Genomic DNA, 21,977 nt, shown 5'->3' with positions numbered 1-21,977 from the left:
CGCCTCGGCAAGAGCCGTGGCCCGCTGCACGCGGCGCTCTTCGCGCGCTGGCCCCGGGTGCTCCGGTTCGCCCGCAGGGCGCGACCGGGCTTCCGGATGACGCGGCCGGGCCCGCATGGTAACGGGCCGCGATCCGGCCGGGCCTCACCGCCCGGCAAGGCCCCGCGTTCGGTTCGACGTCGTGCGGGACCGCCCCGCCCTCTCGCCGGAAGCCCTGGCCTCCCCGTGTCGCACGATTCCGCTCCGCAGCCCCTCACCGCGCGTCCGGGCCACGCGCTCCACGGCGACCTGAAGCCGCCGGGCGACAAGTCCATCTCGCACCGGGCGATGATCTTCGGGCTGCTCTCCATCGGCGAGACCCGCGTCGAGGGCCTGCTCGAAGGCGACGACGTGCTGCGCACGGCCGACGCCGCCCGCGCGCTCGGCGCCACCATCACCCGCGAGGGCGAGGGCCGCTGGCGCGTCGTCGGCACCGGCATCGGCGGGATGCAGGACCCGGCGGGCGTGCTCGATTTCGGCAATGCCGGCACCGGCTCGCGGCTGATGATGGGCGTGGTCGGCGGCCAGCCCGTCACCGCGACCTTCGACGGCGACGCGAGCCTCCGCAAGCGGCCGATGCGGCGCATCCTCGACCCGCTGCTGCAGATGGGCGCGGAGATCCTGTCGGAGGCCGAGGGCGGACGCGTGCCGCTGACGATCCGGGGCCCGCGCGAGGGCATCCCGATCCGCTACGAGCTTCCCGTCGCCTCGGCGCAGATCAAGTCGGCGGTGCTGCTCGCCGGCCTCAACGCGCCCGGCGTCACCACGGTGATCGAGCGCGCCGCCTCCCGCGACCACACCGAGCGGATGCTGCGCCTGTTCGGCGCTCAAGTGACCGTCGAGCCTTACGGCGAGTGCGGCCACGGCCGCTCCATCGCGCTCACCGGCCAGCCCACTTTGCGCGGCACCGACGTGATCGTGCCGGCCGACCCGTCCTCCGCGGCCTTCCCGCTGGTGGCGGCGCTGATCGTGCCGGGCTCCGAGGTGACCCTGCGCGGCGTCATGATGAACCCGCTGCGCACCGGCCTCATCACCACGCTGATCGAGATGGGCGCCGAGATCGAGCGCCTCGACGAGCGCGAGGAGGGCGGCGAGACCGTCGCCGACCTCCGGGTGCGGGCGAGCCGGCTCAAGGGTGTCGACGTGCCGGCCGAGCGCGCGCCCTCGATGATCGACGAGTATCCCGTCCTCGCGGTGGCCGCGGCCTTCGCCGAGGGCGCCACCCGGATGAACGGCCTGCACGAACTCAGGGTGAAGGAATCCGACCGCCTCGCCGCGGTCGCGGCAGGGCTTTCCGCCAACGGCGTCGATCACCGGGTCGAGGGCGACGACCTGATCGTGACCGGAAGCGGCGCGCCGCCCGCGGGCGGGGGCACGGTCGCGACCCATCTCGACCACCGCATCGCCATGGCCTTCCTCGTGATGGGCATGGCCTCGAAGAACCCGGTCACGGTGGATGACGGGGCGATGATCGCCACGAGCTTCCCCACTTTCCGCCCGACCATGGCGGCGCTCGGCGCCGAGATCGTCGAGGAGGCGGCCTCCGCATGAGCGCGCGCCTCGTCATCGCCATCGACGGCCCGGCCGCCTCCGGCAAGGGCACGCTCGCCAAGCGCCTGGCCGCGCATTTCGGCCTGCCGCACCTCGACACCGGCCTGCTCTACCGCGCCGTGGCGCTCGCGCTGATCGATGCCGGCGCCGATCTCGGCGACGAGGCCGCCGCCGCCCGCGCCGCCGCCGCGCTCTCGGCGGAGGGGCTCGACGACCCGCGCCTGCGCGAGCGGGCGATGGGCGAGGCCGCCTCGCGGGTCTCCTCGGTGCCGCAGGTGAGGGCTGCTTTGCTCTCCTGGCAGCAGCGCTTCGCCGGCGGCCCCGAGGGCGCGGTGCTCGACGGGCGCGACATCGGCACCGTGGTCTGCCCGCAGGCCCGGGTGAAGCTCTTCATCACCGCGACGCCCGAGGAGCGGGCGCGGCGCCGTCACCGCGAACTCGCCGGCCGCGGCGAGGCGGCCTCGCCGGACGCGATCCTCGCCGACATCCGCGCCCGCGACGCCCGCGATTCGAGCCGCGCCGCCGCACCGCTGAAGGCGGCGGACGACGCGGTGGTGCTGGACACGACCGAACTCGACGCGGACGCGGCCTTCGCCGAGGCGCTCGCCGTCGTCACACGCCTCGGAGGCCGATAGGCCGCATCACAGGAGAGACTTCAGGTTCGAAGGGCAAGCCCGTCGCCGATCCAGGGCTCGGCCCGATCTCCGCTAAGGGTTTGATCCCACACTGTGGGAGCCCTGCCCGAGCAGGAGCGGCCAAGGTCGAGCACGCGGTGCGGACGGCGACGGAGGCACGCCCGATCCCGGCCCGGCCTCCGCCCGACGCGGTCGCGCGCCGCCGCGCAAACGACCCTTCCAGGCCGGCAACGCCCGAGACGCCCGATCCGAGCGCATATCGGGCAGCGTCCCGGCTCGAAGGGAAGCGGGGCTCTGCCCCGCTGCCCCGCCAAAGGACTCGTCCTTTGGGATCCCGATACTTGGCCTATTGGGGAAGCGCCTGCACCAGGGCCCGGAATCGATCGCCGCGGACCTCGAAGTTTGGGAACTGGTCGTAGGAGGCGCAGGCCGGCGACAGCAGCACCACCGGCTCGGGGGCTTCCGAGGCGGCGGCAGCCTTCGCCGCCGTTTCGGTGGCGACTTCAAGCGTCTCGCAGCTTGTGTAGGGCACTCTGCCCTCCAGGGTCGCCGCGAAGGCCTCGCTCGATGCGCCGATCAGGTAGGCGTGGGCGATGCGCTCGAACAGCGGGCTCAACGGCTCGATGCCGCCCTCCTTGGCCTTGCCGCCGACGATCCAGTGGATGTCGCGGAAGGCGAGCAGCGCCTTCTCGGTCGAGTCGGCGTTGGTCGCCTTGGAATCGTTGACGAACAGCACCCGGCCGCGGCGCCCCAGCCCCTCCATGCGGTGGGCGAGGCCGGGGAAGCTTTTGAGGGCCGCCGCCAGCGTCTCGCCCTCGATCCCCAGCGCGCGGGCGACCGCGACGGCCACCGCCGCGTTTTGGCCGTTATGGGCGCCGCGCAGCGAACCGATGCCGGTAAGGTCGGCGAGGACGGTGCCGTTCGCCTCATCGATGCGGGTGCCCTGCACGATCAGGTCGCCGGTCTCCTCGCCATGGCCCTCGACATGGATGCGCACCCGCGGCTCCGCGCGACGGGCCGCGATGGCGGCGCAATAGGCGTCGTCCACGCCGATTACGGCGAGGCCGGCGTTCGCGACCACCCGCTCCTTGATCGCGGCGTACTTCTCCATCGTGCCGTGGCGGTCGAGATGGTCCGGCGTGAGGTTGAGCAGCACACCGACGCTCGGCGCCAGCGAGGGCGTCAGGTCGATCTGGAAGGTCGAGAGTTCGATGACGTGGACGCGGCCTTCTGCCGGCGGCTCCAGCGACAGGATGGCGGTGCCGATGTTGCCGCCCATCTGCACGTCGCGGCCCGCTTCCCGCAAGACGTGGGCGGTGAGCGCCGTCGTGGTCGACTTGCCGTTGGTGCCGGTGATGGCGACGAACGGGGCGTCGGGGGCGAGCGCCGCGCGCTCCCTGCAGAAAATCTCGATGTCACCGATGATCGCGACGCCGGCGGCTTTGGCCAGCGACACGGTCCAGTGCGGCTCGGGGTGGGTGAGCGGCACGCCGGGCGCCAGGACGAGGGCCGAAAAACCCGACCAGTCGGCCTCGCGCAGGTCGGCCACCGTGATGCCCTGATCGCGGGCGCGGTCGCGGCTGGCCGCGTTGTCGTCCCAGGCCAGCACGTCGGCCCCACCGGCCAGCAGCGAGCGGACGGTGGCGAGCCCGGAGCCGCCGAGGCCGAACAGGGCGATCTTTCGGCCGGCGAAGGTGGTGGCGGGGGTCATGGGCGATCTCGACAGACGGCGGAGGCCGCCGGTGCACCTCTCCTCCCCCTTGCGGGGAGGAGCCGGAGGTGGGGGTGGTGCCGGATGTGGCTCAGAATTCGATCCTGAACCACCCCCACCCTAACCCTCCCCGCAAGGGGGAGGGAAGGCGGTCAGCGCAGCTTCAGCGTGGCCAATCCGACCAGCGCCAGGATCACGGCGATGATCCAGAAGCGGATCACGACCTGCGGCTCCTTCCAGCCCTTCTGCTCGAAATGGTGGTGGATCGGCGCCATGCGGAAGACGCGTTTCCCGGTGAGCTTGAACGAGGCGACCTGGATGATCACGGAAAGAATCTCCAGAACGAACAGGCCGCCGACGATGGCCAGCACGATCTCGTGCTTGGCCGCCACCGCAATCGAGCCGAGCAGGCCGCCGAGCGCCAGCGAGCCGGTGTCGCCCATGAAGATCTGCGCGGGTGGCGCATTGAACCACAAGAAGCCGAGCCCCGCCCCGATCACCGCGCCGCAGACCACCGCGAGTTCGCCGGTGTCGCGGACGTAGTTCACCTGCAGGTAGCCCGCGGTGAAGGAGTTGCCGACGAGGTAGGCGATGATGCCGAAGGTGCCGCAGGCGATCATGACGGGGACGATGGCCAGCCCGTCGAGTCCGTCGGTGATGTTGACCGCGTTGCCCGCGCCCACGATCACGAAGGCGGCGAACGGCACCCAGAACCAGCCGAGGTTCAAGAGCGCATCCTTGAAGACCGGGAAGGCGAGCTGGTTCTGAAGCGAGACCGGCGAGTAGATCGAGATCAGCAGGCAGGCAGCACCCGCGATGGCGAATTCGAGCAGGAGCCGGAACTTGCCGGAGAAGCCCTTGTGCGACTGCTTCGTCACCTTGAGGTAGTCGTCGTAGAAGCCGATCGCGCCGAAACCCAGCGTCACGGCCAGCGTCACCCAGACGTAGTGGTTGCGCGGGTTGGCCCAGAGCAGCACCGAGACGATGGCGCCGGCCAGGATCATCAGGCCGCCCATGGTCGGCGTGCCGCGCTTGGTCAGGTGGCTGGCCGGCCCGTCCTCGCGGATCGGCTGGCCCTTGCCCTGGCGGATGCGCAGGAGCGAGATGATCCAGGGCCCGAACCAGAACACGAAGAAGCCCGCCGTGAACAGCGCGCCGCCGGTGCGGAACGTGATGTAGCGGAACACGTTGAGGGGCGTGAGCGTGCCGCTCAGTTCCGACAGGAGATAGAGCATCGGTTCCGTCCGCGCGCGGCCAGGTTCGGTTTCGAGTTCGGCCGCGCGGGGCGCGCCTCCGGACTCACGGTTGGGCGGGCGCGAATCGGGCCCGACCGTCGATTGTCTTCAGCGAACCGCCTGGAGCGAGGCTTCGCGCTGGTCCGGGGGCAGCGCGTAGCGGGCTTTGACCGCTTCGACAATCCGGACCATGCGCATGGAGTTCGAGCCCTTGACCATCACGGCGTCGCCGGGGCGCAGGGTCGCGACCACGGCGTCGGTCAACTCGTCCGCCGTGTGGGCGGCGACGCCGCGATTGTCCATCGGCAGCACCTCGAACAGGTGGCGCATCAGCGGACCGGCGGTGAAGACGAGGTCGATGCCGTTGGCCTTTACGGCCTCGGCGAGTTCCCGGTGCAGGTGCTCGCCGGCCTCGCCCAACTCCTTCATGTCGCCGAGCACGGCGATGCGGCGGCCCTTGGCGCCGGTGTCGATGCCCGCGAGCGTCACCAGCGACGCGCGGATCGAGGCCGGGTTGGCGTTGTAGCTCTCGTCCACGAGGTAGGCGTCGCCTTCGTCGATCCGCAAGGCGGTGCGCTCGCCGCGCCCGACCGGGGGTTTCAGCCCGGCGAGCGACAGGGCAGCGCGGGCGAGGTCGGCGCCCAGCGCGTGGACGCAGGCCAGCACGCCGAGGGAGTTCATGGCGACGTGCCGGCCCGGCGTACCGAGCTGGTAGGTGACGGGCACGCCCATCACGGTGGCATCGACCACCGAGATGTCGGGGCGCGTCAGGATGCGGTGGGCGCGGACATCCGCCGATTCGTGCTCGCCGAAGGTGATGACCCGGCCGGCCTGCGAGGCGTGGGCGTGGGCGAGCATGCGCGAAAAGTTCGGGTTGTCGCGGTTGATCACCGCCACGCCGCCCGGCGCCAGTCCGGAGAAGATCTCGCCCTTGGCGTCGGCGATGGCCGAGAGGGAGGGGAAGTGCTCGATATGGACCGGCTCGACCGTGGTGATCAGCGCCACGTCCGGCCGTACCTGGGCGGTCAGCGGCAGGATCTCGGCGGCGTGGTTCATGCCGATCTCGAACACGCCGAAGCGCGCGGATTCGGGCATGCGCGCGAGCGTCAGGGGCACGCCCCAGTGGTTGTTGTAGGAGGCGACGGAGGCGTGGGTCTCGCCTTGCGCGCCAAGCACGTGGCGCAGGGCCTCCTTGGTGCCGGTCTTGCCCACCGAGCCCGTCACTGCGACGATCGCCGCCTTCGTCCGGGCGCGGGCGGCTGTGCCGATGGCGCGCATCGCGTCCAGCACCGGGTCTTCGGAGCCCTCCGGCACCGCGAGCACCGGGCCGAATGCCGAAAATTCTTCGGCGCGGGACTGCGCGACCACGGCGGCGCCCGCGCCTTTGTCGAGGGCGGCGCGGACGAAGTCGTGGCCGTCGCGGGCCTCGCCGCGGATGGCGAAGAACAGGTCGCCGGGCTGAAGCGTCCGGGTGTCGATCGAGGCGCCGCCGATCGGGCGCGGCGCGCCGTGCAGCGTGCCGCCGGTGGCGGATTCGAGGGCCGCCGGGGTCCAGAGCTCGGTCATCGGGCAATCTCTTGGACGAATGAAGCGCGAGAAACCCCTCCCCCCTCCGCGGGGGAGGGTGGCCCCCGAAGGGGGTCGGGAGAGGGGAGCGACGCTTCCGGAGATATCTGGACGAAGGCGGCCAAGCGGAGCCGTCGCGCTGCCCCTCTCCCGCCCGCTCCGCGGGCACCCTCCCCCATCTCAAGTCGGGCCTGCCCGACTTGAGCACTTAAGAGTGCGGATATCGGGCTGGCCCGATATCCTTGGGGGGGAGGGTTGTGCGCGTCCTGCGCAGCGAGCGATTGGGCCCTCATCCGTTCACCTCAGCGATCGCGGCGCGTAAAACCTCGTGATCCGAGAACGGAAGCACGCTTGTGCCGACGATCTGGCCGGTTTCATGGCCCTTGCCGGCCACCACCAGCACGTCGCCCGGCTCCAGGCCCCGCACGCCCTCGCGGATCGCCTCGCCCCGGTCGCCGATCTCTTCGGCCCCCGGCGCGGCGGCCAGGATCGCGGCGCGGATGCTCGCGGGCTCCTCGGTGCGCGGGTTGTCGTCGGTGACGATGACGCGGTCGGCCAGCCGGGCCGCGATGTCGCCCATGATCGGGCGCTTGCCGCGGTCGCGGTCGCCGCCGCAGCCGAAGACCAGGACGAGCCGACCCGTCGCGAAGGGGCGCAAAGCCGTCAGAACGTGCTCCAGCGCCTCGGGCTTGTGAGCGTAATCGACGAGGCATAGGCCGCCGTTGGCTTCCCCGATCCGCTCCATGCGACCGGGCACGCCGGTGAGATGGTCGAGCGCGGCGAACACGGAAGCCGGGTCTTTTTCGCCGGCCGGCGTCGAGAGGGCAAGGCCCGCGGCGACCAAGGCGTTCTCCACTTGGAACCCGCCGACCAGCGGCAGCCGCACTTTGTGCGTGTCGCGTCCGTGCGCCAAGGTGAGGGCCTGGGCGAACCCTTCCGTGCGGGCGTCGAGGACGCGGATGAAGTCGCCGTGTCGGCCGGTTGTGCGGATCGCGTGGCCGGCGGCGTCGGCGGTGCCGATGACGCGCTCGGCATAGGCGCCGTCGGCGTTGATGACCGCCGGACGGCCCTTGGGCAGGAGCGTGGTGAACAGGCGGAGCTTCGCTTCGAGGTAGTCCTCGACGGTCGGGTGGTAGTCGAGATGATCGCGGCCGAGATTGGTGAAGGCGGCCGCCCTCAGTTCCACGCCGTCGAGGCGGCGCTGCTCGATGCCGTGGGAGGAGGCCTCCATGGCCAGATCGGTGATGCCTTCGTCGGCCAGCCGCGCCAGGGTCTCGTGCAGGGTGACCGGATCGGGCGTCGTCAGCGAGCCGTAGGCGGCGCCGCGGTTGGTCACGATGCCGACCGTGCCGAGGCTCGCGGCGTCGCGGCCGATGCGCGACAGGATCTGGCGCACGAAGTCGGCGACCGAGCTCTTGCCGCTGGTGCCGGTCACAGTGACCACGGTTGTGGGCTGGCGGCCCGACAAGCGGGCGGCGGCGAGAGCGAGCGCGCGGCGGGCGTCCGCGACGGCGATCCAGGCGGTGGCCGCGGGTAGATCGGCCGGGCGCTCGCCCTCGCCAACGACGGCGACCGCACCCGCTTCCGCGGCCTTGGCGGCAAAGAGCCGCCCGTCGGCCGTGGTGCCGGGCACGGCGACGAAGACGCCGCCGGGCACGACCTTGCGGCTGTCGGCGGTGATGCCGGCGACGGGTTTTCCCGCGTGATCGGTGGCGGCATCCCCGAAGAGATGGCCGAGGGTGGGCTGGCTCATGCGAGGCTCCCGAGTGTCTGCGGGTTCCCCTCCCCCTTGCGGGGAGGGGTCAGGGGTGGGGGTCGGGCAGAAGGCACCGCTTCGCCTCATCCTGAACCACCCCCACCTCCTACCTCCTCCCCGCAAGGGGGAGGAGAGCGCCCTATCCTATTCGCCGGGGCGGGCAGCAATCACGGCCCACCCGTCTGCAGCGCGTGGTACGCCCCGAGCTTCACCATCAGCGGGAACGGCTTCACCGGCGCCTCGAACTTCGGCGGCAGGCCGAGCACCGGGGCGGTGCGCTCGATGATCCGGCCCGTCACCACGCCGGAGTTCCAGGCGGCGGTGGCGTAGCCGCCGCTCTCCGGCAGTCCTTGCGGCTCGTCCATGATGGTGACGAACAGGTATTTCGGCTTGTCCATCGGCGCAGCGGCGGTGAAGGTCGTGAACAGGCGGTTCTTGGCGTAGCGCCCGTTGATGACCTTCTCGGCCGTGCCGGTCTTGCCGCCGACGTAGTAGAGCGGCACCGCCGACTTCTTGGCCGAGCCCTCGACCGCGTTGAGCCGCATGATGAAGCGCATCGCCTCGCTGGTCTCGGGCTTGATCACCCGGGTCGACTTGGCGTGGGCCTCGGCCTCGGTGGTCTTGAGGAAGGTCGGCGTCATCAGCTCGCCGCCGTTGACGATGGCCGCGACCGCGGCGGCCGCCTGGAGCGGGGCCACCGCGAGGCCGTGGCCGAAGGCGATGGTGATGGTGTTGATCTCGGTCCAGCGCGACGGGACGATCGGCATCGCCGATTCCGGCAATTCGGTGCGCAGCCGGTCGAGCAGGCCCATCTTCCTGAGGAAGGCCTTGTGACCGGGCACGCCGACGCCGAGCGCCATCTTGGCCGAGCCGATGTTGGAGGAGTGGGTGAACACCTCCGGCATGGTGATGACGCGGTTGGTGCCGTGATATTCGTGGATCTTCTGCCGGCCCCAATGCAGCACGCCGCCGCGGGTGTCGAAGGTGGAATTCACGTTGTACTTGCCGGAATCGAGCGCCATGGCGAGCGTCATCGCCTTGAAGGTCGAGCCCATCTCGTAGACGCCGACATTCATCCGGTTGATGCGGTCGTCCGAGAGTGCGTCCTTCGGCTCGTTCGGGTCGAAATCCGGGTAGGAGGCGAGCGCGATCAGCTCGCCGGTGTTCACGTCCATGATCATCGACGCGCCGGCCTTGGCCTTGAAGTGCTCGACGCCCTTCACGAGTTCGTCGCGCACGGCGAACTGGGCCCGCAGGTCGATCGAGAGCTGCACCGGCTTCAGGTCGGTCTGCTTGGTCGCGAGCCCGAACTCGTTGAGCGCGCGGTTGCCCTGCATGTCGATGTACTTCTCGATGCCGGCGATGCCGACATTGTCGAGGTTGGTCACGCCGAGGATGTGGGCGGCCGCCGTGCCGTTGGGGTAGACCCGCTTGTGGTCGGGCAGGAAGCCGACGCCGGGGATGCCGAGGCGATGGACCTCGAGCTGCTGTTTCGGCGTGATCTCGCGCTTGATCCAGACGAAGCCCTTCTTCGACGCGAGTTTCGCGCGCAGTTCCGCGGCGTTCAGTTCCGGAAGAACCGCGGTGAGGAGTTCGACCGCCTCGTCCCGGTCGAAGGTGCGGGCCATGCGGGTCGGCTCGGCGAAGACCGAGACGGTGCGGATGTCGGTGGCCAGCATCTCGCCGTTGCGGTCGATGATGTCGGGGCGCACCGCCGTGGTCGCGGCGGCGGCGACGCGGTGGTCGTTGCTGTTGTCGGCGGGCGTGGCCGCCACCACAATGAGCCGCAGGGAGATCGCGCCGAACACCGCCGCGAAGGCGAGGCCGACGATGGCGACGCGGGCATGCGAGCGCTCGATGGCGAGCCGGAACATCGTGCGGGTGAAGCGGGTGAGCGCCGAGGCCGGCGGCTCGCTCGCCACCACGCGCTCGGGGCCGGCCTCCGCCTGCAGGACGGCCGGGGCTTCGACCACTTGTGGTTCTGGCACGGCCGGGGTGTGCGGCTCCTGGGAAGAGTCGTGCGACACGGCGAACGCTACCTCGTGGCCGAAGGACTGGTGGAGAGATTGCGGGTGGAGACGGTGCGGGTGGCGACCGAGCCGGTGGTGCGCGGCTCGTCGCGGGGCGTCAGCGGCTTGTCCTTGGGCGTCGCGGTCGGCGTCGCCGTGGAGGCGAGCAGCCGGCCGATCTCGTCGCCGCGGTCGGGGCGGGCCGGCAGGTCGGACAAGCGGGCGAGATGCTCGTCGCCGATGAGTTCCAGCGCGAGATGGCGCTCGACCGCGGCCTGGAGCCGGTCCGGCCGGGTCAGCAGCTGCCACTCGGCCCGCAGCACGGCGATGGCCTGCCGCTCCTTGTGCAGCGCGCTCTTGAGCTTCGACACCTGCCCCGCCTGATAGAGCGTGTCGTACTTGATCGAGTAGGCGTAGATCGCCGAGCCGATCAGGCCGGCAATCGCCAGCACGTTGAGAAGCCGGATCACCGCCGTCCCCCCTTCTGAACTGCGGGCAGGCTCGCCAGCGCCTCGATGGCCGAGAGCGGCGGCGGGGCAGCCGCCTCGGTCCGCTCGGCCGCGCGCAGCTTCGCCGAGCGGGCGCGCGGGTTGCCGTCGGTCTCGGCCTCGGAGGGCAGGACGGGGCCCTTGGTGACGAGCCGGAAGCTTTTGGGCGCCGGCGCCTCGACGCCGGGCAGGTGGCGCGAGCCGTGGGACGTGCGCCCGCTGCGGGCGGCGAAGAACTGCTTGACGATGCGGTCTTCGAGCGAGTGGAACGTCACCACCGCGAGCCGCCCGCCGGCCTTCAGAATGCGCTCGGCGGCGTGCAGGCCGCGTACCAGCTCGCCGAGTTCGTCGTTCACCGCGATCCTGAGGCCCTGGAAGGCGCGGGTCGCGGGATGGATCGGGCTGCCGGGCTCGGCCCGCACCACGCTCGCCACGAGGTCGGCGAGCTGAGCCGTCGTCTCGATCCGGCCGCGGCGGCGCGCTTCCAGAATGGCGCGGGCGACCGCGCGGGAACGGCGCTCCTCGCCGAAATGGTAGAAGATGTCGGCGAGGGTTACCTCCTCCGCCTCGTTGACGATGTCGGCGGCCGAGGGCCCGTCAGCGCCCATGCGCATGTCGAGCGGCCCGTCCTGGCGGAAGGAGAAGCCGCGCTCGGCCTGATCGAGCTGCATCGACGACACGCCGATATCGAGCACCACCGCATCGGCTTCGCTCTCGCCGATTCCGGCGAGCAACGTGTCGAGATCGCCGAAGCGGCCCGGCACGAGGCGAAGCCGGCCGTCCGCCGCCCGCACCATCTCGGCGCCCGCGGCGATGGCGGTCGGGTCGCGGTCGATCGCGACGACACGGATATCGGGATGCGCGTCGAGCAGCGCGCGCGTGTAGCCGCCGGCCCCGAAGGTGCCGTCGATCACGAGGCCGCCGCGGCTCGTGTCGAGCGCGGTCAGCACCTCGGGCAGCAGCACGGGAAGGTGGCGGGCATGGTCGCCCTGCGGCCGGCGCGGCGGGCGGCTCATCGGCAGGCCTCCGCGAAGGCGGGGCGTCGTGAGGCGCGGAAAGCCCGGACGGCTCCGACGGTCTCCGTCACGGGAAAATGCATGATGGCCTGCTGCGTGGACGGACCACGCGGCAGCGGCCCGGACGATGGTGGCGTTGCCGACTCGTCGGCCCTGGACACGCGCGCGATCCCTCGTCAGGCAACCTGAACGAGTGTCGGCCGATCCGGTATCGGGCGTCAACGGGATGGCGCGGGGTAACATAGGCCCTCGAAACGCGTCAACGAGCTCGGCCATGCGGGCGGCCCCTGATCAGACCCCGGCAAGGTTAACCGAGCGCTAATGGCGGGCGGAAAAAGCCGGCCGGTCCCGGCAGGCCGGCTCGCCCGCGCCCCGCTCAGGCCGCGGCGCGCAAACGCATTTTCGCTTTTCGAGGGTGGATCAGCCGGCCTGTAAGCCGGGTTCTGTAGGGCCCAAACAACTCGAAGAGTTGTCGAGCGTGGCAGCCATTCCTCTGGGACGGCCGTTGCCGACCGCCTCGAGCAACCAACCCGGGCGACGGGCCTGGAGAGCGGGCCTGCCCTCCCCCGCGGGGAAGGGCGTGTCGCCCCTATTCGGTTTTGCTCCCGGTGGGGTTTGCCGTGCCGTCCGCGTTGCCGCGTCCGCGGTGCGCTCTTACCGCACCCTTTCACCCTTACCCCGACAGGACGCGTGTCCCTGCGGGGCGGTCTGCTCTCTGTGGCACTGTCCCTGGGGTCGCCCCCGCCGGAGGTTATCCGGCACCGCCTCTCCATGGAGCCCGGACTTTCCTCCCCGCTGACGCGGAGCGGCTGCCCGGCCGGCTGATCCGGCGCCGGACTTGCGCCGGGCGCGGGCCGGGGTCAAGCGCGGATCAGGCTTGGGCCAGCATCCCCAGCCATTCGTCCTCCGACACCACCTTCACCCCGTGCTTCTCGGCGTCCTTGAGCTTCGAACCGGCGCCGGGGCCGGCGACGACGAGGTCGGTCTTGGCCGAGACCGAGCCCGAGACCTTGGCGCCGAGCCGTTCAGCGGTGGCCTTGGCCTCGCTGCGGGTCATCTTTTCGAGGGTGCCGGTGAAGACCACGGTCTTGCCGGCGAAGGCTGCCGCAGAAGTCGCGGCCTCAATCGGCGTCGTCTCGACCTGTTCGAGCAGCGCCAGCACGGCGTCGCGGTTGTGGCTCTCCGAAAAAAACTGGATCAGCGAGTCGGTGGCCACAGGCCCGATCTCGCCGTCGTCGGCGAAGACCCGGTAGGCGTCGCCCGGTTTCTGGCCCGACGCCCGCTCCAGGGCGGCCTCGGCCTCCGCCTCGCTGCCGTAATGGGCGAGCACCGCCTCCCGCTGCGACGGCGTGAGCCGCGCCCGCAGCCGGCCCCCAAGGCTCAACCCCTCGATCTGCTCGCCGGGCGTCGGGTCGAGAGTCTCAAAGAGCTTGTCGCGGGTGCCGGGGCCGATCCGCGGCAGCGCCGACAGCTCCAGCCAGTCGCGGCCGGCCTGGGCTGCCGCGGCCGCGTCGAGGGCCGCCATCAGGGCCCGCATGTCGGAAAAACGCTTGGCGAGCGCCTTGGCCGTCGACTCGCCGATATGGGGAATGCCGAGTGCGAACAGGAAGCGGTTGAGCGCGATGTGTTTCCGCGCATCGAGCGAGGCGAGGAGATTGTAGATCGCCTTGTCCTCCTCCTCGCCCTTCTTCTTGGTCGGCTTCTTCGGCGGCGGCTCGCCTTCCGCACGGCGCTGGGCCGAGAGTTCTTCGCGCCGGGCGACGATTGCCGTTTTCAGCGGTTCGAACGTGAGGCGGAACAGGTCGGCGGGCTGGCGCACGAGGCCGGCCTCGAACAGCACCTCGATATAGGTCTGCCCGAACCCTTCGAGGTCGAAGCCGTTGCGCGAGACGAAGTGTTTCAGCCGCTCCAGCCCCTGCGCCGGGCAGATCAGGCCACCGGTGCAGCGCCGCACCGCGTCGATCTTTTTGGTCCGCGGGTTCAACTCGCGCACCGCCCGGCTGCCGCAGGCCGGGCAGTTCTCGGGGAAGACGTACGGCACGGCGTCGGCCGGGCGCTTGTCGAGCACCACGTCCCTGACCTTGGGGATCACGTCGCCGGCCCGCACCACGATGACCGTGTCGCCGACGCGGATGTCGCGGCCCTCGCGGATCGGCTCGCCGTCGCCGCCCACGCCCTGCACGTAGCCCTCGTTGTGGAGGGTTGCGTTCGACACCACCACGCCGCCGACGGTGACGGGCTTGAGCCGCGCCAGCGGGTTGAGCGAGCCGGTGCGGCCGACATTGATGTCGATGGCCAGAAGCTGCGTGATGGCTTCCTGGGCGGCGAACTTGTGGGCCAGCGCCCAGCGCGGCGCGCGGGAGACGAAGCCGAGGCGACGCTGGAACCCGAGATCGTCCACCTTGTAGACGACGCCGTCGATGTCGTAGCCGAGATCGGCCCGCTCGGCCTCGATCGCGCGGTAATGCGCGATCATCTCGGCCGCGTTCTCACAGCGCTTCGTGCGCGGGTTGACCGGCAGACCCCAACTGCTGAAGCGCTCCAGCACCGCCGATTGCGTGTCGGCGAAGGGCTCCGACACTTCGCCCCAGGCATAGGCGAAGAAGCGCAACGGGCGGGACGCCGTGATCGCCGCATCCTTCTGGCGCAAGGAGCCGGCAGCGGCGTTGCGCGGGTTGGCGAAGATCGGCAGGCCTTCCGCCTCCTGGCGCGCGTTGATGGCAGCGAAGTCGGCGTGGGACAGGTAGACCTCGCCACGCACCTCCAGCACCTTCGGCCAGCCGGCGCCCGAGAGTTTTTCCGGGATGTCGTCCACGGTCCGGGCGTTGGCCGTGACCTTCTCGCCGACCTCGCCGTCGCCGCGGGTGGCCGCGGTGTCGAGCTGTCCGTCCACGTAGCGCAGCGACAGCGACAGCCCGTCGATCTTCGGCTCTGCGGTGAAGGCTACGCAATCATCCGCGCCGAGGTTGAGGAAGCGGCGCACGCGGGCGACGAATTCTTCGACCTCCTCGTCCGCGAAGGCGTTGCCGAGAGAGAGCATCGGCACCGCGTGGCGCACCTTCTCGAAGCGGCTCGACGGCTTGGCACCCACGGAAGCCGAGGCGCGGCCAGTGCCGGCGAGCGCGGGGAAGCGCGCCTCGATCTGCTCCAGTTCGCGGCGCAACGCGTCGTATTCGGCGTCCGAGATCTCGGGCGCGTCCTCGCCGTGATAGAGCCGGTCGGCCTCGGCAATCGCTTCCGAGAGCGCGGCGTGGCGCGCGCTCGCGGCCTCCTCGGTGAGGGCGTCGACTTCGGCAGAGATCGGGGAGCGCGACATGGGCGCGTTCTAGCGCAGGCGCGCTCGGCGGGCAGCCGCCTTTCCCAGCAATCCCGTCCGTATCCCAGCAATCCCCCCTCATCCTGAGGCGCTCGCGAAGCGGGCCTCGAAGGAGGGTTCCAGCGTATCACGCGATCCCTGGAGCCCGCCTTCGAGGCTTTGCTTCGCTACGCACCTCAGGATGAGGGGTATGGGTGGGAGGATTGTTGAAAAGAGAAACAGCAGAAGCACTTGGAGCCGCGTCCCCGATCCGAGGATCGAAAACGCGGCTCCAAGCTTCGCGCCAAAACGTTTCTGCTACTCCGCCGGCACCGAATGCCCGTGGCCGTGGCCGTGCACCGCTCCCGGCGCCGCCTCGACGTTGTCGCCGGCGGCGACCTCTTTCGACTTGAACAGGCGCATCACCACCACGAAGAACACCGGCACGAAGAACACCGCCAAGACGGTCGCGGTGATCATGCCGCCCATCACGCCGGTGCCGATCGCCTGCTGGCTCTTCGAGGCGGCGCCGGTGGCAATCGCCAGCGGCACCACGCCGAAGATGAAGGCGAGAGAGGTCATCACGATCGGGCGGAATCGGAGCGTGGAGGCCTGGATCGTCGCCTGGACGATGTTGGTGCCGGGCTTCCACAGGTCGCGGGCGAATTCCACGATCAGGATCGCGTTCTTGGCCGACAGGCCGATGATCGTGATGAGGCCGATCTTGAAGTAGACGTCGTTGGGCATCCCGCGGAGATACACCGCCGCCACCGAGCCGATCACGCCGAGCGGGATCACGAGCAGCACCGAGAACGGGATCGACCAGCTCTCGTAGAGCGCGGCCAGACACAGGAACACGATCAGCACCGAGAGGGCCAGCAGCAGCGAGGCTTGGCTGCCCGCCTCCTTCTCCTGCAGCGACTGGCCGGTCCAGGCGTAGCCGAAGCCCTTGGGCAATTGCTGCATCAGCCGCTCCATCTCCTTGAGCGTGTCGCCGGTGGTGTAGCCCTGGGCCGGCTCGCCGGTGATGCGGACCGACTGGTAGCCGTTGAAGCCGATGATCTGGGCCGGGCCGACGCTCCATTTCAGGTCGGCGAAGGACGACATCGGCACCATCGTGCCCTGGCTGTTCTTGACGGCGTAGTTCAGGAGGTCCGACGCGTTGAGCCGCTGGATGTCTTCGGACTGCACGATCACGCGCTGCATCTTGCCCCGGTTGGGGAAGTCGTTGACGTAGACCGAGCCGAGATTGACCTGGATCGAGTTGTTGATGTCCTCGAAGCCGACGCCGAGGGCGGCGGCCTTCTCGCGGTCGATCACGAGTTCGGCCTGGGGCGCGGGCGGCAGGCCCTCGACGTAGACGTTCTTGAGAATGGGGCTCTTCTTGGCGAGCGAGAGCAACTGCTCCTGCGCGGCCATCAGCGCCGAGTAGCCCTTCTGGGCGCGGTCCTGCAGGCGGAAGGAGAAGCCCGAGGCGTTGCCGAGGTTGTCGATCGGCGGCGGCTCCAGCGCCTGGATCACTGCGTCCCTGTAGCCGGAGAGCGCCTTGTTGGTGCCTGCCACGAGGTTGGCCGCCGAGTTCGCCGCGTCGCGCTCGCCCCAGGGCTTGAGCGTCACGAAGGCTTGGCTCGTCATCTGGCCCTGGCCGGAGAACGAGTAGCCGTTGATGATCGTCACGGTCGCGACGCCGGGCTGCGCCATCAGGTGCTCCTCGACCTTCTTCACCGCGGCGAGCGTGCGGTTGAAGGAGGAGCCCGGCGGGGTCTGGATGTCGACGGTGAAGAAGCCCTGGTCCTCCAGCGGCAGGAAGCCCTCGGGCAGGCGCATGAAGGCGTAGCCGACGCCCGCGACCAGCACGAGGTAGATCGCCATCACCCGGCCGGATCGGGCGATGAAGGCGGCCACGCCCCGCCCGTAGCGGGCGGTCTCCCGATCGACGACGCGGTTGAACCAGCCGAAGACACCGCCCTTGGCGTGGCCGTGCCCCTTCTCGATGGGTTTGAGCAGCGTGGCGCAGAGCGCGGGCGTCAGGGTCAGCGCGAGCAGCGCCGAGAAGGCGATGGAGGTCACCATCGCGATCGAGAACTGCCGGTAGATGATGCCGACCGAGCCGGGGAAGAACGCCATCGGGATGAACACGGCCACCAGCACCAGGGTGATGCCGATGATCGCGCCGGTGATCTGGCTCATCGCCTTGCGGGTGGCCTCCTTGGGCGGCAGCCCCTCCTCGTTCATGATGCGCTCGACGTTCTCGACGACGACGATGGCGTCGTCGACGAGGATGCCGATGGCCAGCACCATGCCGAACATCGTCAGCACGTTGATGGAGAAGCCGGCGAGCAGCATGACCGTGCATGTGCCGAACAGGGCGATCGGCACGACGATGGTCGGGATCAGCGTGTAGCGGATGTTCTGCAGGAACACGAACATCACGATGAAGACCAGCACCACCGCCTCGACGAGAGTGTGCAGCACCTTCTCGATCGAGGCGTCGACCGCCGGGGTGATGTCGTAGGGGATGTCCCACTTCACGGTGTCGGGGAAGAACTGGGACAGCTCGACCATCTTGGCCCGGATGGCCTTGGCGGTCTCGATGGCATTGCCGTCGGGCGCGAGCGTGACCGAGATGCCCGCCGCTTGGCCGCCGTTCAGGCGGGTCGTGAACTTGTAGTCCTCGCCGCCGAGCTCGATCCGCGCGACGTCGCGCAGACGCACGTTGGAGCCGTCCGGGTTGGCCCGCAGCACGATGGCGCCGAACGCCTCCGGCTCGGTCATCTGACCCTTGACGATGATCGGGAAGTTGACCGCGTGCCGCTCCGGCGAGGGCTGCGCGCCGACCGCGCCCGAGGCGATCTGGACGTTCTGGTTCTCGATCGCCTTGGTGACGTCGGCTGCGTTGAGCGAGAGCCCGCGCAGCTTGTCCGGATCGATCCAGACGCGAAGGCTGCGCTCCGTCGAGTAGAGGGTCGCGCGGCCGACGCCGGGGATGCGGCGGATCTCGTTGATGACGTTGCGGATCAGGAAGTCGCCGAGTCCCACCTCGTCGGTCTTCCCGTCGGTCGATACCAGGGTGATGATGTTGAGCGTCGCCGCGGAGGCCTCCTCCACGAGGATGCCCTGCTGGCGCACCTCCGCGGGCAGACGCGCCTCGACGCGCTTGAGGCGGTTCTGCACCTCGACGCCCGCGTAGCCCGGATCGGTGCCGGGCTGGAAGCTCGCCGTGATTTCGACCACGCCGAAGGAATCGGAGGCCGATTCGAAGCTCAGGATGTTGGCCGCCCCGTTCAGCTCGTCCTCTATCAGGCGCGTCGTGCCCGTGTAGAGGTTCTCCACGGAGGCACCCGGATAGGCGGTCGAGAGCGCGATCGCGGGGGGCGCGATGACCGGATATTGCGCGATCGGCAGGTTCGGGATCGAGAGCGCGCCGCCCAGGAGGATGAACAGCGCGACGACCCAGGCGAAGACCGGGCGGTCGATGAAGAAGCGGGCCATGGGGCTCGGTGCGTCCTGTCGATTTCTGTCGGAGCGGCGGACCCGTGGGTCCGCCGAGGGCGCGGGCGCTGAAGGGTTTCTCGATCCCTCCTCCCACCCTCCCCCTCATCCTGCGGTGCCGCGAAGCGGACTCGAAGGCGGGCTCCAGTTCGCTCGGCGATCCCTAGAGCCTTCCTTAGAGGCTGAGCTGACGCTCAGCACCTCAGGATGAGGGGAGTGGGTGGGAGGTCATCGGCCGAAAATCCCGAAAAAATCAGTCCTGGAACTGGTGGGCGACGATGGGCTGGGCGACCGAGCCGGTGGCGGCCTCCTTGTCGCGACCGTCGGTGTCGTGGCTGTCGGCATCGACCGGCTTGCCGGCGTCGGGCGAGGCCTCGGTCTTCCAGCGGACGGCCTTCACCTCGGTGCCGGCGACGATCTTCTGGAAGCCCTCGACCACGACCTTCTGGCCGGGCTCCAGGCCCTCGCGGATCAGCCAGTTGCCGCCCACGACGGGCCCGACCTCGACCGGCTGGAGCATGACCTTGCCGTCGTCCTTGACGACCCAGACCTCGGGCTTGCCGTCGTTGGAGCGCTGGATCGCCTGCTGCGGCACCGCGATGGCGTCGGAGTCGATGCCCTGCTTGATCCGGGCACGGACATACATGCCGGGAAACAGCTCGTCGTGCGGGTTGGGGAACAGCACGCGCAGGGTCACCTGTCCGGTGCTCGGGTCGGCGGTCACGTCGGAGAACAGCAGGCGCCCGGCCGAGCCGTAGAGCGTGCCGTCGTCCATGATGAGGTGGACGTTGGCGGTGTCGTGGGCGAGCTTCGACAATTCGCCCGAGGCGATGTCGCGGCGCAGCTTGTTCAGCTCGCCGACCGACTGGGTGATGTCGACGTAGATCGGGTCGAGCTGCTGGATCGTCGCCAGCACGCCGGTCGTGCCGGACTCGATCAGGGTGCCCTCGGTCAGCAGCGCCCGGCCGATGCGGCCGGAGATCGGCGCGCGCACGTCGGTCCACGAGAGGTTGAGCTTGGCCCGGTCGCGGGCCGCCTTGGCGCCGGCGACCTCGGCCTCGGCCTGCTTCTTGCCGGCGAACGCCGTGTCGTACTGCGCCTGGCTCGCGGTGTTGCGGGCGAGCAGCGTCTCCAGGCGATCGGCCTGCTGGTTGGCGAGCACCAGGGCAGCCTCGCGGTTGGCGAGCGTCGCCTCGGCGCTGGCGAGTTCGACCTGATAGGGGGCCGGATCGATCTTGTAGAGGACGTCGCCCTCGTTGACCTGGCTGCCCTGCTCGAACAGGCGCCTGACCACGAGGCCGGAGACGCGGGAGCGCACCTCGGCGATGCGCATCGGCGCGACGCGGCCGGGCAGGTCGCGGACATAGGGGATCGGCTGCGGCTTGACGCTGACGACGCTGACCTCGGGCGGCGGGCCCGGCACCGGGGCGGCGGCCTTCTGCTCGTTGCAGGCCGAGACCGCGACCATCACGGCGCTGACCAGCAGCGTGGCCGAAACGGTCCAGCGGGAACGGGGGCGCCCGGTCTCGAACCCGGCGGGGCCGGGGAGAGTCTCGGGCGTCTGGGTGGACGGCGTCACGATGGGGTCGCTCCTCACGATACGCTCGACGCGTGCCGCCGCCCGCGGACAAGCGGGGGCCGCCTCGTGTCAGGGACCACGGCCGCGCCCCGGACGGGGCCGAAGGGGCCGTGAAAGTGCCTTGGCAATCGCCGGGCCAGAGCGATGGAACGCTCGTCGGGGGCCCGTCGGACGGATGCCGGAGCATCCGAGGGGGAAGACGGCCGCGGGGCGCGGGCCTTTACGGTCGGGCGCATCCTGGGGCCGAAGTTTGGCATTCCCGCGACGCGCGGGGAGACCGTCGGCCCCGATGCGTCGCCGCGACGCGCCGGCTCAGGCCCTGGGCGGGCGCTCGGGCCGCGGGTGGTCGGTGCCGTCGGGGCGGGCATCGGAGCAGGGCCGGCCGCTCGCGCCGAGCGCATCCGGCACGGGAGCGGGCACGATCGGGCCGAGGCGCCAATGCGTCTCCGATTCCTCGAGATCGAGGGCGGCGCGGTCGAGGCGCTGGCCCGTGACCGGCTCCCGGGTCGGGCGCTGCTCGAAGGCGGTCTCGTGGAGCGGGCTCGCGGCAAAGGACGCGTCGGTCGGCAGGCCGGCGACGACGAGCAGGCTCATCAGCCCGGCCAGGATGGACAGGACGAGGCGGGTCGGGAGGCCTGCTTGGGCGCGGCCGGAACGGGCAGTGCGGTTGAGAAGCGTCACGGTAATACGAGTGTGGGGGAGGAAACCGTTCCGTTCAATCGACTGCGACATTCTGGCCGGTCCGGTTTCCGGGGGGTGATTCATCTCCGAGAACGTCATGTTTCATACGAACTTTCCGCCCCAGCATCGCCCGGAGCGGTAAACGGATTGTCATCGCCGGCACGCAGGGAGGCGTCCCATTCGGCGCAGGTGTTGCCGAACGGCAACGCTTTCGCCTTTCTCCCGCCCCCTCCCCCGGCCCAGAAACCGACATGGTCCGGTCGCGGGAGCGCGCCGGGCCGACCCTTCGAGGAGGACTCGAACGTGACGAACCGTCATCCGCGACTGCCGCGCCTCGCCGCGGCCCTGGGTCTGTGCGGGGCTCTTGCCGGCACCATGGGCACCGCCGAGCCCGCCCGCGCCGACCTGCTCGACAGCGGGCCGGTCGCCGACTTCATCAACGTGTTCAAGACCCAGGCGATTCCCCGCGAGACGGTCGCCTATGCCGGCAAGGAGCGACCCGGCACCATCGTGGTCTCGACCTCGCAGCGGCGGCTCTACTACGTGCTCGGCGGCGGCGCGGCGATCCGCTACGGCGTCGGCGTCGGGCGTCGCGGCTTCTCGTGGTCGGGCACCAAGACGGTCACGGGCAAGAAGGAATGGCCGGATTGGCGCCCCCCGGCGCAGATGCTCGCCCGCCGCCCCGACCTGCCGCGCTACATGGCCGGCGGCCAGGACAACCCGCTCGGCGCGCGCGCCATGTATCTCGGCTCCTCGCTCTACCGCATCCACGGCTCCAACGAGCCCGAGACCATGGGCGCGGCGGTCTCCTCCGGCTGCATCCGCATGACCAACAAGGACGTGGTCGACCTCTACGACCGGGTGAAGGTCGGCACGAAGGTGGTCGTGAAGGATTGACGCCCTCCCCGGCGCCCGCTGCGGCGG

Annotated in this window: 14 protein-coding genes and 1 other RNA gene; 3 read left to right on the top strand and 12 right to left on the bottom strand. The window is 70.3% G+C overall.

Annotated elements, in window-relative coordinates; genetic code table 11:
• The first annotated feature begins 225 nt into the window (after window positions 1-225).
• Together aroA and cmk are read left to right on the top strand one after the other, a co-directional pair.
• Window positions 226-1,590: a 3-phosphoshikimate 1-carboxyvinyltransferase gene (gene aroA, locus HNR00_RS07540; protein WP_183567256.1), complete on the top strand. Its 1,365-nt coding sequence runs from the start codon at window positions 226-228 to the stop codon at window positions 1,588-1,590.
• A complete protein-coding gene (gene cmk / locus HNR00_RS07535) occupies window positions 1,587-2,225 on the top strand; it encodes a (d)CMP kinase (RefSeq protein WP_183567254.1) in 639 nt (212 codons plus the stop codon). Before aroA ends, cmk begins: the two co-directional genes overlap by 4 nt.
• Before the next feature lie 346 nt (window positions 2,226-2,571).
• Here cmk and murD read toward each other — a convergent pair whose 3' ends face one another.
• The 12 genes from murD to HNR00_RS07475 all read right to left on the bottom strand — a co-directional run bounded on the left by murD (window position 2,572) and on the right by HNR00_RS07475 (window position 21,053).
• Window positions 2,572-3,936 (bottom strand): UDP-N-acetylmuramoyl-L-alanine--D-glutamate ligase, encoded by a 1,365-nt coding sequence (gene murD, locus HNR00_RS07530; RefSeq protein WP_183567251.1) that lies wholly within the window; start codon window positions 3,934-3,936, stop codon window positions 2,572-2,574.
• Window positions 3,937-4,088: 152 nt separating this feature from the next.
• On the bottom strand, window positions 4,089-5,171 hold the full coding sequence (mraY, locus tag HNR00_RS07525; RefSeq protein ID WP_183567248.1) for a phospho-N-acetylmuramoyl-pentapeptide-transferase: 1,083 nt from the start codon (window positions 5,169-5,171) through the stop codon (window positions 4,089-4,091).
• 108 nt (window positions 5,172-5,279) lie between these two features.
• Window positions 5,280-6,737 carry a UDP-N-acetylmuramoylalanyl-D-glutamyl-2,6-diaminopimelate--D-alanyl-D-alanine ligase gene (locus HNR00_RS07520; RefSeq protein WP_183567245.1) on the bottom strand — a complete coding sequence of 486 codons (1,458 nt, stop codon included), beginning with the start codon at window positions 6,735-6,737 and terminating at the stop codon, window positions 5,280-5,282.
• Window positions 6,738-7,026: 289 nt separating this feature from the next.
• Window positions 7,027-8,490: a UDP-N-acetylmuramoyl-L-alanyl-D-glutamate--2,6-diaminopimelate ligase gene (locus HNR00_RS07515; RefSeq protein WP_183567242.1), complete on the bottom strand. Its 1,464-nt coding sequence runs from the start codon at window positions 8,488-8,490 to the stop codon at window positions 7,027-7,029.
• Window positions 8,491-8,660: 170 nt separating this feature from the next.
• On the bottom strand, window positions 8,661-10,466 hold the full coding sequence (locus HNR00_RS07510) for a peptidoglycan D,D-transpeptidase FtsI family protein (protein WP_376770361.1): 1,806 nt from the start codon (window positions 10,464-10,466) through the stop codon (window positions 8,661-8,663).
• Between the two features lie 62 nt (window positions 10,467-10,528).
• Window positions 10,529-10,972 carry a cell division protein FtsL gene (gene ftsL / locus HNR00_RS07505; RefSeq protein ID WP_183567236.1) on the bottom strand — a complete coding sequence of 148 codons (444 nt, stop codon included), beginning with the start codon at window positions 10,970-10,972 and terminating at the stop codon, window positions 10,529-10,531.
• Window positions 10,969-12,006, bottom strand: a complete 1,038-nt coding sequence (gene rsmH, locus HNR00_RS07500) for a 16S rRNA (cytosine(1402)-N(4))-methyltransferase RsmH (protein WP_183567233.1) — start codon at window positions 12,004-12,006, stop codon at window positions 10,969-10,971. The genes ftsL and rsmH overlap by 4 nt, the downstream gene beginning before the upstream one ends.
• Window positions 12,007-12,422: 416 nt before the next feature.
• Window positions 12,423-12,831, bottom strand: an RNA gene (rnpB, locus tag HNR00_RS07495) — RNase P RNA component class A.
• 46 nt (window positions 12,832-12,877) lie between these two features.
• The gene (gene ligA, locus HNR00_RS07490; protein ID WP_183567230.1) at window positions 12,878-15,322 is read right to left on the bottom strand and encodes an NAD-dependent DNA ligase LigA; all 2,445 of its coding nucleotides are present in this window, start codon (window positions 15,320-15,322) and stop codon (window positions 12,878-12,880) included.
• A gap of 297 nt (window positions 15,323-15,619) precedes the next feature.
• The gene (locus HNR00_RS07485; RefSeq protein ID WP_183567228.1) at window positions 15,620-18,793 is read right to left on the bottom strand and encodes an efflux RND transporter permease subunit; all 3,174 of its coding nucleotides are present in this window, start codon (window positions 18,791-18,793) and stop codon (window positions 15,620-15,622) included.
• A gap of 253 nt (window positions 18,794-19,046) precedes the next feature.
• Window positions 19,047-20,372 (bottom strand): efflux RND transporter periplasmic adaptor subunit, encoded by a 1,326-nt coding sequence (locus HNR00_RS07480; protein WP_183567225.1) that lies wholly within the window; start codon window positions 20,370-20,372, stop codon window positions 19,047-19,049.
• A 312-nt stretch (window positions 20,373-20,684) separates the two neighbouring features.
• The gene (locus HNR00_RS07475; RefSeq protein ID WP_183567222.1) at window positions 20,685-21,053 is read right to left on the bottom strand and encodes a hypothetical protein; all 369 of its coding nucleotides are present in this window, start codon (window positions 21,051-21,053) and stop codon (window positions 20,685-20,687) included.
• 375 nt (window positions 21,054-21,428) lie between these two features.
• On the opposite strand from HNR00_RS07475, the gene HNR00_RS07470 reads away from it, so the two are divergent.
• On the top strand, window positions 21,429-21,950 hold the full coding sequence (locus HNR00_RS07470; RefSeq protein ID WP_183567398.1) for a L,D-transpeptidase: 522 nt from the start codon (window positions 21,429-21,431) through the stop codon (window positions 21,948-21,950).
• Window positions 21,951-21,977 lie beyond the last annotated feature (27 nt).

Origin of the sequence: Methylorubrum rhodinum (assembly GCF_014199935.1) — a bacterium.
GTDB lineage: Bacteria > Pseudomonadota > Alphaproteobacteria > Rhizobiales > Beijerinckiaceae > Methylobacterium > Methylobacterium rhodinum.
This window is presented reverse-complemented; position numbering and strand designations above follow the sequence as displayed.

Excerpts from the sequence above, each read along its gene's own strand:
- cmk (WP_183567254.1), top strand. The coding sequence starts at position 1,587 with ATGAGCGCGCGCCTCGTCATCGCCATCGACGGCCCGGCCGCCTCCGGC.
- murD (WP_183567251.1), bottom strand. The coding sequence starts at position 3,936 with ATGACCCCCGCCACCACCTTCGCCGGCCGAAAGATCGCCCTGTTCGGC.
- mraY (WP_183567248.1), bottom strand. The coding sequence starts at position 5,171 with ATGCTCTATCTCCTGTCGGAACTGAGCGGCACGCTCACGCCCCTCAAC.
- HNR00_RS07520 (WP_183567245.1), bottom strand. The coding sequence starts at position 6,737 with ATGACCGAGCTCTGGACCCCGGCGGCCCTCGAATCCGCCACCGGCGGC.
- HNR00_RS07515 (WP_183567242.1), bottom strand. The coding sequence starts at position 8,490 with ATGAGCCAGCCCACCCTCGGCCATCTCTTCGGGGATGCCGCCACCGAT.
- rsmH (WP_183567233.1), bottom strand. The coding sequence starts at position 12,006 with ATGAGCCGCCCGCCGCGCCGGCCGCAGGGCGACCATGCCCGCCACCTT.
- ligA (WP_183567230.1), bottom strand. The coding sequence starts at position 15,322 with ATGTCGCGCTCCCCGATCTCTGCCGAAGTCGACGCCCTCACCGAGGAG.
- HNR00_RS07485 (WP_183567228.1), bottom strand. The coding sequence starts at position 18,793 with ATGGCCCGCTTCTTCATCGACCGCCCGGTCTTCGCCTGGGTCGTCGCG.
- HNR00_RS07470 (WP_183567398.1), top strand. The coding sequence starts at position 21,429 with ATGGGCACCGCCGAGCCCGCCCGCGCCGACCTGCTCGACAGCGGGCCG.